Origin of the sequence: Nostoc sp., assembly GCF_036917435.1 — a bacterium.
Taxonomy (GTDB): Bacteria; Cyanobacteriota; Cyanobacteriia; order Cyanobacteriales; family Nostocaceae; genus Nostoc.
The window spans coordinates 1-13,197 of the sequence record NZ_JBALDM010000059.1 but is presented as its reverse complement, the minus strand read 5'-3'; the positions used below and the strand labels follow the sequence as shown (position 1 = coordinate 13,197).

Sequence of the window (13,197 nt, the reverse complement as noted above, 5' to 3'; positions counted from 1 at the left end):
CCCTAAACATTTTTACTCACAAGCTTGTAAAATTTCCTCATCGACAGAGAAATCTACTTCTGCTTTGTCTTTTGCATTAGCCAAATAATCATTTTCCAAAGAGTCTTGTAACCCAGAAATCAAATCGTATTCAGGCTGCCAGTTTAATTCTGTTTGCGCTTTATTCACCGAAGCAAAGAAATGCTGCACCCGCATCGGAAAAGCTTTACGCTTGCCGAAATCAAACTTTTTTGGGTCATAATGGACGATTTTTACAGCATCCGGTGATTTACCAGCCGCTACAGCACTAGCACGGGCTAAACCATCAAAAGTGACAAAGCGATCGCCAGATATATTATAAATCTGTCCTATGGCTTGTTTATTGCCCAAAACCTGAGTCATTGCTAGTGCCAAGTCTTTTACATGTCCTAGCTGCGTAATATGCAAACCATTTCCAGGGATAGGAATGGGGCGATCGCGCACAATCCTATCAAAAAACCAGCCTTCTAACTCATTATAATTACGAGGCCCGTAAATATAAGTAGGACGAATGGAAGTAAAAGGTAATCCCAATTGAGTCAGATAAGCTTCTGTTTCATGTTTACCCTTATGCCGACTTTTAGGATCTACCTGATCGCCTTCTATATGGGGCAATTGATCGGATTTGAGATACACCCCCGCAGAACTCATATACACAAAATGTTGCACTCGTCCTTGAAAAATTTCTGCCAGTGGTTGAGTATCAGTAAGTTCCCGTGCGTTGTTGTCAAAAATGACATCAAAGCTTTCTTGTGATAACTTTGCTTTTAATTGAGTAGGGTCAGTGCGATCGCCTATAATTTGTCCTACTCCCTGTAAAGAAGGTGCTGGTCGATTTCCACGATTGAACAGCACCACCTCATGTCCCTGCTCCACTAGTAATTGAGTTAAATAGACACCAATGAACCGAGTACCACCCATAATTAGAATTCGCATAAATTCACCCTTTCTATATCAGTTGTTATTACAAGAGTAGGGAGTAGGGAGTGGGGAGTGAGGAGTCGGGTAGATGGAGGACATAATGCCCAATGCCCAATGCCCCATGCCCAATGCCCAATGCCCAATGCCCAATCTGAGGTTATCATCCATCTGGAACCTCTGAAAGAAAGATTGCGTCTTGTGTGCTAATCTGGGGCGCTTCCCGTTAATTAATCACAAAGGGAAATTTTTCAGTCGGAGTCTAAAAAAACTATCTTCAATTTTGAATTTTGAATTTTGAATTGTTTAGCTGTGCCCTTGAAATATGCTCTGGTTCATGAGTGGCTAACACCCAAAGCCACCGGTGGTTCCGAACTCGTTGTCCGAGAAATTTTGAATCACATTGATGCTGATTTGTATGCTTTAATCGATTTTGAATCCAGCAATAAAGAAAGTTATTTATATAAGCGTCAAATTGGCAAGACGTTTCTCCAAAACTTTCCTTATGCCCGCAACGGTATACAAAATTACTTGCCTTTGTGGCCTTTGGCAATTGAACAACTTGATTTGCGGCATTATGACGTAATTCTGTCTTCATCTCACGCTGTTGCCAAAGGAATCCTTACCACTCCCGAACAGATGCATATTTGCTACTGTCACAGCCCTATGCGCTATGCCTGGGACTTGACTTTTGATTATCTGCGCTACAGCAAACTGGGTAGTGGTTTACCTGGGTGGGTGACACGATATTTATTACATGGTTTGCGCCAGTGGGATGTACTGAGTGCCAATCGCGTTGATTACTTCATTGCTAACTCACAACATACGGCTCGGCGGATTTGGCGTTGCTATCGGCGAGAAGCAACAGTCATTTACCCACCAGTGAATATCGCAGAATTTCCATTTCTGTCTCAGAAAGAGGATTTCTACCTGACAGTTTCCCGATTAGTGAGTTACAAACAAATATCGTTGATTGTTAAGGCTTTTAATCAACTAAAACGACCACTAGTAATCATTGGTACAGGAGATGAAATGAAAAAGATCCGCGAGATCGCAAACTCTAATATCCAAATACTGGGATGGCAACCCGATAATGTGGTAAAAAAATATATGTCTAGGGCTAAGGCGTTTGTATATGCAGCTTGTGAAGATTTTGGGATTGCCCTAGTGGAGGCACAAGCCTGCGGTACACCAGTGATTGCTTACGGTGCTGGGGGGGCGCTCGAAACAGTGCGAGATATCCGCTCTTGTGTGGATACAGGGACAGGTATATTCTTCAAGACCCAAACAGAGGCGGCTTTAGTGGAGGCAGTAGAAAAGTTTGAAGTGTATGAGGGTTCGTTCAGTTCCGAGTATATGCGATCGCACGCCGCGCAGTTTTCACCGCAAATCTTTGCAGATCGTTATTTAGATTTTGTAAACAAATGCAACGAAAAAGACCGTTTTCCGAATGATGGTCTTGGTTAACGTCTGATTTTTTTTGGCTTTTGGCAATTTCCCCCCAGAAGCACATCATTTTGGCTTTAATATTGGGACTATGTGTGGTGTGGATTATTAAGGAGTATGATGACTGCCCAGAGCTCACTCCTCTCCGGCAAGCGAGGCGTACGGCAAGACACTAGAGCGTCTACGCGTACTTTCTTAAAACCCGGTCAAAAAACAAAGACGCCAAAAGTTAAACCCAAAGGTTTATCTTTTCAGGGTTTAAACGGAGAGTTTGCCAAACGACTGTTTGACATAGTGTTTTCGCTGTCGGTGTTAATTTTGTTCTTCCCTGTCTACTTAATCTTGTCCTTGCTGATTGCTCTTAGCTCAGAAGGCCCAATTTTTTACATCCAGGAACGGGTAGGAAAAAATTACAAAGCGTTTAATTGTATTAAATTCCGAACAATGGTAAGCAATGCAGACGAAATCCTCATGCAAATGATGGAAACATCGCCCGAATTGCGACAAGAATTTGAAAGCAGTTTTAAGCTGAAACAAGACCCCCGAATTACCAAAATAGGTCAATTTTTGCGAATTACTAGCCTAGATGAATTTCCCCAGTTCTGGAACGTTTTAAAAGGGGACATGAGTGTAGTCGGCCCTCGACCCTTAGTAGCAGAAGAACTGCCAAAATATGGTTGTTACATTGATGAAATTTTAACAATCCGTCCAGGAATTACTGGTTTGTGGCAGGTATCCGGGCGTAATGATATTCCTTACCCCCGACGAGTCCAAATAGATCTGCATTATGTCAAATTTAGGAATTTCTGGCTTGATTTACGGATCATCTTGAAAACTGTTGATGTAGTTATTCTGCCCAAAAATAACGGTGCATACTGAGTAAAGACTTAGGGTCGATTTTGTGGGGCAATTAATGCCCCTAAAAATCTAATCTTAGGTATCTAACATTTTATTCAGTCTTCACAAAACCAGAGATATATGAAATTTTGACTAAAAAAACAACGAATACGAAAATAATCTTCATCTATCTGGTACAAGAAAAATATACATACTTAAACAATGTTTGTCTATTTTAAGGTTTAACTTAATTGTTAAACTATTTTTTATTTATTAAGTATATTTATCTACGTAAAAAACCCTCATAAGAACAATAACTCGTAGGTTTCCCATTAGGAAATTTAGCGATTAGCTGCTAGGTTGTATCAGATTGACTGTAACTTTTTTAATCAAAGACAATAAGGGATAATTGAGCATGACGCAACAGAAGCGAGCGTTGATTACTGGTATCACTGGTCAAGATGGTTCATATTTGAGTGAGTTTTTGCTGGAACAAGGTTATGAGGTTCATGGCATCATTCGCCGGACTTCTACCTTCAATACAGACCGCATCGATCACATGTACGAAGACCCTCACAAAGATGGGGTGCGGTTGCTTCTTCACTACGGTGACTTGACAGATGGTACGACGCTGCGACGCATTTTAGAAGAAGTCAAGCCAGTAGAGATTTACAACCTCGGCGCTCAATCCCATGTCAGAGTAAGCTTTGATTCACCAGAATATACGGTGGATGCCGTAGGAATGGGTACGCTACGTCTGTTGGAAGCAATTCGAGACTACCAACACCGGACTGGAATTCAGGTGCGATTTTATCAAGCCGGTTCTTCAGAAATGTACGGTTTAGTACAAGCAATACCTCAGACTGAAACAACACCCTTTTATCCCCGCAGTCCTTACGCTTGTGCAAAAGTCTACGCCCACTGGCAAACTGTAAATTATCGTGAGTCTTACGATTTGTTTGCTTGTAACGGCATACTTTTTAACCACGAGTCACCACGACGAGGCGAAACCTTTGTAACCCGCAAGATTACTAGAGCCGTTGCTGGTATAGTTGCTGGTAAGCAGAAAAAGATTTACATGGGTAATCTAGACGCAAAGCGAGATTGGGGCTATGCAAAGGATTATGTGAAAGCAATGTGGTTGATGTTGCAGAAAGATCAACCAGACGATTACGTAATTGCTACTGGTGAAACCCACTCAGTGCGAGAATTTTTGGAACTGGCATTTAATTACGTAAATCTCAATTGGCAAGATTACGTAGAGTTTGATGAGCGTTACCTCCGTCCATCTGAGGTAGAATTATTGATTGGTGATGCTACCAAAGCACGTCAGAAGCTAGGCTGGAAACCATCAATAACCTTTGAAGAATTAGTTTCCTTAATGGTAGAAGCAGACTTACAAGCATTGGGTCACACTTCACCTAATGGACATGGTTCACAATTTCCATTAGATATTGCTACTGTTCGTCAAGAACTGGGCGCTTTGCACTTCTGATTTACACCACAGAGGATAAAAATATGACCGCCTTAGAACTAAAAAATCAACGAATTCTCGTCACTGGTGGGTCGGGATTTCTAGGTCGTCAGGTGATAGATCAACTGTGTAAAGCAGGGGCCGATCGTGAGAAGATTACAATAGTGCGATCGCGCGATTGCGATCTACGTGTTTGGGAAAATAGCCAACGGGCAGTTGATCAACAAGATATAATTATTCACTTAGCGGCTCATGTGGGTGGCATCGGTCTGAACCGCGAAAAACCCGCAGAGTTGTTTTACGATAACTTGATCATGGGTACGCACCTAATTCACGCTGCCTATCAAGCTGGAGTCGAGAAATTTGTTTGTGTTGGCACTATCTGCGCCTATCCTAAATTTACCCCAGTGCCATTTAAAGAAGACGATCTTTGGAATGGCTACCCAGAAGAAACCAACGCTCCCTACGGAATTGCGAAAAAAGCGCTTTTAGTCCAATTGCAATCTTACCGCCAGCAGTACGGTTTTAATGGAATTTACCTACTGCCAGTTAATTTATATGGCCCAGAAGATAACTTTGACCCTGGAAGTTCCCACGTTATCCCAGCGTTAATTCGCAAAGTTCACGAAGCCCAAATTAAGGGAGAAAAGAAACTCCCAGTTTGGGGTGATGGCAGTCCCACCCGCGAGTTTCTGTATTCAGAAGATGCAGCACGGGGGATTGTTATGGGGACTCAATTCTATAACGAATTGGAACCAGTTAACTTGGGAACGGGTTACGAGATATCCATCCTTGATTTAATAACTCTAATTTGTAAATTAATGGAGTTTAAGGGTGAGATTATTTGGCAAACTGATCAGCCTAATGGTCAACCCCGCCGTTGTTTGGATACTGAACGGGCAAAACAAGCCTTTAACTTCACTGCTCAAGTGGGCTTTGAGGAAGGGTTAAAAAATACCATTGAGTGGTATCGTCAACACGCTGCATAACGATGTATTAATTAATGTGGGATGTTATAAGCTGGGCGATGCCCAGCTTATTTGTTTGACGCTATAAATAATTTTCATGGACAAAGTTAATCATCAACTAAATAAAACAGAACTACGCCGCACTCTACTTAAAACCCGTCAATCAATGTCCGTTAAAGAATGGAGAGAAAAAAGCGATCGCTTATGCTCTCACTTACAAAACTCTACTTTATTTACCCAAGCAAAAACAATACTTGCTTATTTCAGCTTTCGCCAAGAACCTGATCTCAGTCCATTATTTGCAAACACCAAATACCGTTGGGGATTTCCTCGCTGCATTGATAAATCTATACATTGGCATATTTGGACACCTGGTGATTCTGTCAAAAATGGCACTTATGGCATTACTGAACCACACCCCGATGCTCCAATCTTAGATGCTACCGAAGTAGATTTGATTCTCGTCCCCAGTGTCGCTTGCGACTATCAAGGATATCGCCTGGGTTATGGCGGCGGATATTACGATCGCTTACTCAGTTTACCGCAGTGGCAGACAAAGCCGACTATCGGAATTCTCTTTGATTTTGCCTATTTGTCCCAAATACCTATTGAACCTTGGGATAAACCACTACAAGCTATTTGTACGGAAACCGGATTGACTCAAAAAGAAGGTTCGCATTCAGCATGACTCAATAATTGTTCGCGGAAATTGGCATAACTTGACGAACCCAGAACACAAGCGTCTCTTGTTTCAAATTCAGTCGTCAGGATTGAAAAGATGCAAATTTCTAGCTGCTGATGAACCAAAACCTCAGTTCCATCAATTTCTTCTAGAACTAGCGCACACCAGTTACTACTAATAAAATCTAAGTCAATCTCAAAAGGCAAATACTTTGTATTTTATCTTACTTTTACTGCGACGCAATGCCCAGATAGCTAGCTGACATCCTTCAGCACTGCTACCAATTTCTCAATATGTGCTACTTCATGAGTTGCCATCACAGATATTCTGATTCGACTTGTGGGCACTGTGGGAGGGCGAATCGCTGGGGCAAAAATACCAGCATCTCTTAGCTGTTTTCCAGCTTTGAGGGCATCTGTGGCATTAGGCAATTGAAAACACAATATGGGTGATTCAGAAGGCAGCAATTTTAAGTTAGGTAATTGTTGCAGCAAAGTTTTCAAGTAATCTATATTTCCCCATAATTGGGCACGATGTTGCGGTTCTTGTTGCACGATCTTGATTGCTGCTAAGGCTGCTGCTGTATCAGCAGGTGAAAGCCCAGTGGTATAAATCCAAGTGGGTGCGCGGTTCCGCAAAAAGTCAATTAAGGCGCTAGTTCCTGCCACATAACCGCCTAAACTACCCAAAGCTTTACTCAAAGTCCCAATTTGAATTAATTGCTTTCCTGTACACCCAAAATGCTCAACACACCCAGCACCAGTTTTTCCTAATACCCCAGTGGCATGAGCTTCATCGACTAGCAGCATACAGCTAAATTCATCAGCAAGATCCAACAGCGCGGGCAATGGACATAAATCGCCGTCCATGCTGAAGACTGTATCAGTAAGAATCAAACAGCGTCGGTAATTTTGCCGTTGTTGACTCAACTGAGTTTTGAGTACTTCAATATCACAGTGCGGATATTCCACAACTGCTGCACCGCTAAGAATCGCCCCATTTTTCAAACTGGAATGATTGTATTGGTCAGATAAAATTAAATCGCGCTTGCCCACAAGGGCGGTAATTGCACCCAAATTTGCTAGATACCCGGAACTAAATACCAAAGCATCTTCTGTTTGTTTGGTAGATGCGATCGCCTTTTCTAACTCCCCATGTAATTCTCGATGCCCACTGAGTAATCTAGAGCCAGTACTACCAGTACCAAATGCTGCGATCGCAGCATTTGCAGCTGCCATCAACCGCTCATCTCCAGCCAATCCCAAATAGTCATTACTGGCAAAGTTAATTACCTCTTGCCCAGCTAAAACCACCGTTGCACCCGGACGACCGTTGATAGCTTGTACCGAACGATACCAGTCTGCCTGATGAATTGTTGCTAAGGACTGTTCTAGCCAAGCATAAGGATCTGTGGGCATTGGGCATGGGGCATGGGGCATGGGGCATGGGGCATGGGGAATTGGAGGAGAGAATAACTAATGACTAATGACTAATGACTAATGACTAATGACAATTAAACTTGTTCGCTGCTGAGATGAGCGATCGCTTGTTTAATCCAATCTTCGACGTAGGCATCTTTGGGTAGGCCGATGTCTTCGCTGACTACATGCAGGGCGTGACTGACTTCATGGGCAGTATATCCCAAGGCAAAGAGAGTCATTTGCACCTCTTCGAGAATTCCTGGTGCTGGCCCGCCTGTGGCGACGAAGAACCCGGCTGATTTGCGCCACTCGACTAATTTGCTTTTCAGTTCCAAACAGATGCGCTCTGCGATTTTTTTACCCACACCTGGAGCCTGAATTAAGATTTGTGTATTGCCAGCGATAATTGCTTGGACTAAATCTGGTAGTTCCAGAGTGTCGAGGAGGGCGATCGCTAACGCTGCACCAATGCCTGTGACAGTCAGCAAGTGGCGAAATAAATCGCGTTCGGATGGTGAAGCAAAGCCATATAGGAACGGCACTTCTTCCCGAATTTGGAAATGGGTAAAAATTTGCGCCACTCCTCCCGATTCTGGTAACTGGTTTGCTAGGCGTTGGGGAACTTGCAAATCATACCCCAAGCCATTGACTTCCAGAGTCAGAACCACGCGATTAGCGCCAATTGTTTGGATACCAGCGACTATACCTTTTAAATAACTAATCATTACAAGAGACCAAAATAATTTAAGCCTTCAATAATTCCACCTGCACAAAAACTTTTTGCCAGGTAGCGGTGTGTAGCGGGATACTCATCATGCCATTGGAGTAACTCTTTTCGGGCATTCCCCACAATGATTCCCCGTTCGTTGCCTACAGCAAATAAAGCAATATCATTACCCGAATCACCACAGACAACTGTTTGTTCTGCTGCAAATTTCCACTTCTGGCGTAAAAACTGCATTGCCTGACCTTTATCGCTGCTATAAGGTACAATGTCAAGGTCAATACCGCTACTGTAGATTAACTTTACATTTAATTTAGATTTCTGCAACTCTGCTTCAAGTTGTGGTAGAACATTCGCAGATGCTTCTTGTTCTAAAAAAAAGCTTACTTTGAAAGGACGCTGTTCTGAATCTGGTTGCCGAACTAACTCACGGTATTTCTGGGTAATAGATAATACAGTTTCCCGTTCCCATCCCGGAGAGATAATTTCTGACCAATGTGAGTCTGGTGTATCAGTACCATCAAGGTAAATTTCTGTACCTACAGAAAGAACGAGGGCATCCGGTTGCAAAAGGTTTTTTTGAGATTGGAGTTCTTTGTAAAGTACAGGCGATCGCCCGGTAGAATAAACAATTTTAGTGCCGTATTCTTGGCGATGTCTTTTCAGCAGTTGATTGAGTTCTGCTAAAGCGCTGTCATCGCCTACGGTTCGATACACGAGGGTGTCATCCAAGTCAGTTACAAAAAGAAATTTAGCCATAACCACCTCTTTTGCCAGCTTTACCATCAAAAAGTTTATGTCCTTTTTGCACTTATCTAGCAACGCCCCACAACTGCTCATCAATTGATCTGCTCAGTCCTTACGCTGTAATGCGTCCAATGAAACACGAGAAAGCTTACTCTGTAAGCTTCAGGATGGGCTTTTATTTGGATACAACTGAATTTTTTGTGCCTACTATAATTTCATTACAACGATTGTTGCAATGACTTAAGCATTGCTTATAAATGAAAGAACAATTGTTGCAAAGTATGAAACATTTGTGATAATTGCTTATATACTTTCTGTAAATACTTAAGCATTGCTTATAAATGAAAGAGCATTTGTTGCAAAGTATGAAACATTTGTAATAATTGCTTATATACTTCCTGCAAATACTTAAGCATTGCTTATCAAAGTCTAAGCATTTGCTGCAAACGCTCAAACTTTGACAACTAGTATTTGAATTTGAGCGGTGTCAACGACGGGCTATTTGACATCGCTATTTGACTCATAGTTGGTAATGATAGCTTGAGAAAGTGAATGTGAAGCGATTTTCTACAGCACTCTAGCAAACATGACAAAATTTTTAACGTATTCAGAAGGCGTATGAGTAATATCGATAAACATTGGGAGAAGTTAAAGTAGAACCAGATTTACAGTACAGTTGCCCACCAGATGTCACTAACTGACAAAGAGTTATTTTTTAACAATACCTTTGCCAAATCAAAAAATGCCTTGATTCGTAGGTTGGATTGGGTTATTTCGGCGATCGCTAGTTCAATTCTCATAAAATCAAAGGCGGGCATCATTTCAAGCTATGCGATCGCCTAAAAGTTATTGATGAATAGCGATCGCTTATTTGTTCTTTAATAGCTGTGAAGCTTGAATTTGCGATCGCCCCTGGAGTTAGCAAAGTCTATTTACCAGAGGGAAGCTTTAGTTCTATGCCTAATTTGCTCCCTATTTCCAGAACATTGTTTGTAAAATCTGTCATACCTGCGATCGGGGCAGCAACTACACTAGCAGCAGTTAGTAAAGCTACTAGACGCTTTTTAAGTTTGGGTAAATTGCGTTCTTTTTCTGGCTTTTGAATTTCTACTTCTACATCATCAATATCAATGATGATGCCTTCGCGGTCATCTTGCGGGAATTGGGCGGCAGTTTGGCGTAGGTTGCCGATCAGTTGCAGAATTTCGCTGATGTTTGCGCCGCTTGTTTGGGTGAAGTTAGAGGCTTGCTGTCTGGCGTTGTCTTTGACTTCGTTGGCAAAGATGCCGATATTTGCGCCTTGAAGGTTGTTTGTGTTTTCTGTCATGGGTTTAAAATCTCCTTGCTGATTGTGATTGTAAATCTTGTTGACAATTGTAAAGCGATCGCCTTCTGGATCGCCTTTTGGTATTTTTTGACGCGATTCTAGTGATTCGTAGCCATCTAAAAGTGGACGCAGATCGAGTTTAAGCTTGAGTTCACCAATAACTTTATGGGTTTCTCCCATCACTTCGAGTCCGAGTAGTTCTGAGTATTTGAGCGTGTGTTTGGGGTGATTGGGGACGGGAACCAATTCGGTGATTTCGAGATTGGGAAGACTTTTGTGGATTTTTTGGAAGACATCGCGGAGAATGCCGAGAAATGAGCGGCGGGTTTCTTTGCGTCCGCTAATGGTGATGAAGATTTTTTTGTCTTCGGGATCGGCTTTGATCCGAGCGATGTTGTAGGTTTCGTTATTTTCTTGATATTGCAACATTACACCACTACGCCAATAGATTTGGTTATGGATTTTTTCGTGGCTGATGACGATGAAGCGGGAGATGATGCTTTCGGGGAGAACTTTGTAATGGTATTGAAATTCCAGGGTTTCGCCTTGGAGTTCTGTTTCGTCTGGTTGGTCTTTGGGCAAAAGTCCCGGAATCAGGAATTGTGCTGGTTTACAATCTAATTCAAAGCAAAGCTCAAATTCTTTCATCAGCCCGATTAAATACTCGTGACGCTTGGTGGGGTAACGCTCTGGATTGAGGATGCGGGTGAGATCGTCGGGGGTGAAAATGCCCTTGGTTTTAGTTTTGAGGTTTTCATCGCTCAGGAGGGCGTAAATACCTTCTGTCACCCAGTTGGGTTTGAGGACGTTGGTATCTTTGAGGATGGGATGATCGCGGAAGTTGAGAACTAAGCCGAGTCGATGCAGCAAGTCGATGAGTTGCTCTTGGTTTTGTTCTTCGGGAATCTTCTTGTCGTAGCAGATGCCGATATAGGAGTTGTAGCTGATGAAGTCTTCAGTCATGGATTCGAGTTTTTGTTTAACCTCAAACCATGTCAGGGGTAAAAGGTCGTAGACTTCTTTGAGGTTGGCGACTTGCTCCAAAATAGCGGTGCGAAGTTCATCAATGCCGATATTGTCTTGACAGGAGGTTTCGATAATGTCTTGGATATTAGGATATTTTTCGCGTAATGCCTTGCGGTTGATGTCAAAGGGTTGTTCGTCTTTTTTGTTGCCAACGATAATCACGGGGGACTGTCCGCCGAAGCTTTCGATTAGTTTCAGCCAATATTCGATGCGGTTTTCTTCTTCGCTGGTGCGACAATTACAAACGAGGAGATAGAGGCTGCGCTTAGTCAGAAAAAACTGATGGGTGGCATGATAAATTTCCTGTCCGCCAAAGTCCCAAACATTCAGGCGGATGTCTTTGCTATTGACCTGCACGTTCCAAGTTTCTACATTGAGTCCGTCGGTTTGGGGTTGATTTTTATCATATTCATTGCGGATTAGTCTCTTAATGAGGGATGTTTTGCCGACGCTACCTTGTCCGATGAGTAAGAGTTTGGCTTCGTTGAGTGGACGCACGTCACTGCTTCGGAGTAATTGCAAGTAATTGAAAATGTCTTTAACTGAACCAACATTATCAGAAGATCCTAAAATCTCTGGTGAAATAGGAAGCGGATTTCCCCGTAAATCTAGTGTTTCCAATTCCAGCAAACTTTCGATCGCCTCTGGAATCTCGGTAATTTGGTTGCCACTGAGGTGAAGCTGCGTCAGATTGGTTAATTTAGCGATCGCCTCTGGAATCTGGGTTATTTGGTTGTTATGGAGGAAAAGATCCGTCAGATTGTTTAAATTAGCGATCGCCTCTGGAATCTGGGTTATTTTGTTGGAACTGAGGATAAGCTGCGTCAGATTGGTTAATTTAGCGATCGCCTCTGGAATCTGGGTTATTTTGTTGGAACTGAGAAAAAGCTGCGTCAGATTGGTTAATTTAGCGATCGCCTCTGGAATCTGGGTTATTTGGTTGTAACTGAGGTCAAGCTGCGTCAGATTGGTTAATTTAGCGATCGCCTCTGGAATCTGGGTTATTTCGTTGGCTCTGAGGTGAAGCTCCCTCAGATTGTTTAAATTAGCGATCGCCTCTGGAATCTGGGTTATTTGGTTTAAACTGAGGAGAAGGGTAGTCAGATTGGTTAATTTAGCGATCGCCTCTGGAATCTCGGTTATTTGGTTGTTATGGAGGAAAAGATCCGTCAGATTGGTTAAATTAGCGATCGCCTCTGGAATCTGGGTTATTTTGTTGGAACTGAGGAAAAGCTGCGTCAGATTGGTTAAATTAGAGATCGCCTCTGGAATCTGGGTTATTTGGTTGGAACTGAGGTCAAGCTGCGTCAGATTAGTTAAATTAGCGATCGCCTCTGGAATCTGGGTTATTTCGTTGGCTCTGAGGTGAAGCTCTCTCAGATTGGTTAATTTAGCGATCGCCTCTGGAATCTGAGTTATTTCGTTGGCTCTGAGGTGAAGCTCCCTCAGATTGGTTAATTTAGCGATCGCCTCTGGAATCTGGGTTATTTGGTTGTCACTGAGGTGAAGCTGCGTCAGATTGGTTAATTTAGCGATCGCCTCTGGAATCTGGGTTATTTGGTTGTCACTGAGGTGAAGCTGCGTCAGATTGGTTAATTTAGCGATCGCC

Annotated in this window: 13 protein-coding genes; 6 read left to right on the top strand and 7 right to left on the bottom strand. The window is 42.6% G+C overall.

Going from position 1 to position 13,197, the window contains the following annotated elements; genetic code table 11:
- Positions 1 to 12 precede the first annotated feature (12 nt).
- The gene (locus tag V7K98_RS28705; RefSeq protein WP_335028221.1) at positions 13 to 954 is read right to left on the bottom strand and encodes an NAD-dependent epimerase/dehydratase family protein; all 942 of its coding nucleotides are present in this window, start codon (positions 952 to 954) and stop codon (positions 13 to 15) included.
- A 57-nt stretch (positions 955 to 1,011) separates the two neighbouring features.
- On the opposite strand from V7K98_RS28705, the gene V7K98_RS28700 reads away from it, so the two are divergent.
- From V7K98_RS28700 to V7K98_RS28675, 6 genes are all read left to right on the top strand, one after another.
- On the top strand, positions 1,012 to 1,146 hold the full coding sequence (locus V7K98_RS28700; RefSeq protein ID WP_335028219.1) for a hypothetical protein: 135 nt from the start codon (positions 1,012 to 1,014) through the stop codon (positions 1,144 to 1,146).
- A gap of 102 nt (positions 1,147 to 1,248) precedes the next feature.
- Entirely contained in the window at positions 1,249 to 2,403 is a 1,155-nt protein-coding gene (locus V7K98_RS28695) for a glycosyltransferase (RefSeq protein WP_335028217.1), read from the top strand.
- 99 nt (positions 2,404 to 2,502) lie between these two features.
- Positions 2,503 to 3,261 carry a sugar transferase gene (locus V7K98_RS28690; RefSeq protein ID WP_335028269.1) on the top strand — a complete coding sequence of 253 codons (759 nt, stop codon included), beginning with the start codon at positions 2,503 to 2,505 and terminating at the stop codon, positions 3,259 to 3,261.
- A gap of 373 nt (positions 3,262 to 3,634) precedes the next feature.
- A complete protein-coding gene (gene gmd, locus V7K98_RS28685; RefSeq protein ID WP_335028215.1) occupies positions 3,635 to 4,714 on the top strand; it encodes a GDP-mannose 4,6-dehydratase in 1,080 nt (359 codons plus the stop codon).
- A 23-nt stretch (positions 4,715 to 4,737) separates the two neighbouring features.
- On the top strand, positions 4,738 to 5,682 hold the full coding sequence (locus V7K98_RS28680; RefSeq protein WP_335028213.1) for a GDP-L-fucose synthase family protein: 945 nt from the start codon (positions 4,738 to 4,740) through the stop codon (positions 5,680 to 5,682).
- A 76-nt stretch (positions 5,683 to 5,758) separates the two neighbouring features.
- Entirely contained in the window at positions 5,759 to 6,349 is a 591-nt protein-coding gene (locus tag V7K98_RS28675) for a 5-formyltetrahydrofolate cyclo-ligase (RefSeq protein WP_335028211.1), read from the top strand.
- Here V7K98_RS28675 and V7K98_RS28670 read toward each other — a convergent pair.
- From V7K98_RS28670 to V7K98_RS28645, 6 genes are all read right to left on the bottom strand, one after another.
- Complete coding sequence (locus V7K98_RS28670) at positions 6,322 to 6,549, bottom strand: hypothetical protein (RefSeq protein WP_335028209.1); 228 nt, start codon at positions 6,547 to 6,549, stop codon at positions 6,322 to 6,324. The two genes, V7K98_RS28675 and V7K98_RS28670, sit on opposite strands and share 28 nt — an antisense overlap.
- A 48-nt stretch (positions 6,550 to 6,597) precedes the next feature.
- Positions 6,598 to 7,761, bottom strand: coding sequence for an 8-amino-7-oxononanoate synthase (bioF, locus tag V7K98_RS28665; RefSeq protein WP_335028267.1), 1,164 nt, complete (start codon positions 7,759 to 7,761; stop codon positions 6,598 to 6,600).
- Between the two features lie 95 nt (positions 7,762 to 7,856).
- A complete protein-coding gene (gene ruvA / locus V7K98_RS28660; RefSeq protein ID WP_335028207.1) occupies positions 7,857 to 8,489 on the bottom strand; it encodes a Holliday junction branch migration protein RuvA in 633 nt (210 codons plus the stop codon).
- The gene (locus V7K98_RS28655) at positions 8,489 to 9,247 is read right to left on the bottom strand and encodes a sucrose-phosphate phosphatase (protein WP_335028205.1); all 759 of its coding nucleotides are present in this window, start codon (positions 9,245 to 9,247) and stop codon (positions 8,489 to 8,491) included. Before V7K98_RS28655 ends, ruvA begins: the two co-directional genes overlap by 1 nt.
- A 653-nt stretch (positions 9,248 to 9,900) precedes the next feature.
- Complete coding sequence (locus tag V7K98_RS28650) at positions 9,901 to 10,035, bottom strand: hypothetical protein (protein ID WP_335028203.1); 135 nt, start codon at positions 10,033 to 10,035, stop codon at positions 9,901 to 9,903.
- 128 nt (positions 10,036 to 10,163) lie between these two features.
- Positions 10,164 to 13,197: leucine-rich repeat protein (locus tag V7K98_RS28645; protein WP_335028201.1), on the bottom strand; the 3,034-nt coding region annotated here is incomplete at its 5' end.

Bases quoted from the DNA above. Each gene is read 5' to 3' on its own strand.
- V7K98_RS28690 (WP_335028269.1), top strand. From the start codon at position 2,503: ATGACTGCCCAGAGCTCACTCCTCTCCGGCAAGCGAGGCGTACGGCAA.
- V7K98_RS28655 (WP_335028205.1), bottom strand. From the start codon at position 9,247: ATGGCTAAATTTCTTTTTGTAACTGACTTGGATGACACCCTCGTGTAT.
- bioF (WP_335028267.1), bottom strand. From the start codon at position 7,761: ATGCCCACAGATCCTTATGCTTGGCTAGAACAGTCCTTAGCAACAATT.
- gmd (WP_335028215.1), top strand. From the start codon at position 3,635: ATGACGCAACAGAAGCGAGCGTTGATTACTGGTATCACTGGTCAAGAT.
- V7K98_RS28650 (WP_335028203.1), bottom strand. From the start codon at position 10,035: ATGAGAATTGAACTAGCGATCGCCGAAATAACCCAATCCAACCTACGA.
- V7K98_RS28675 (WP_335028211.1), top strand. From the start codon at position 5,759: ATGGACAAAGTTAATCATCAACTAAATAAAACAGAACTACGCCGCACT.
- V7K98_RS28705 (WP_335028221.1), bottom strand. From the start codon at position 954: ATGCGAATTCTAATTATGGGTGGTACTCGGTTCATTGGTGTCTATTTA.
- ruvA (WP_335028207.1), bottom strand. From the start codon at position 8,489: ATGATTAGTTATTTAAAAGGTATAGTCGCTGGTATCCAAACAATTGGC.
- V7K98_RS28680 (WP_335028213.1), top strand. From the start codon at position 4,738: ATGACCGCCTTAGAACTAAAAAATCAACGAATTCTCGTCACTGGTGGG.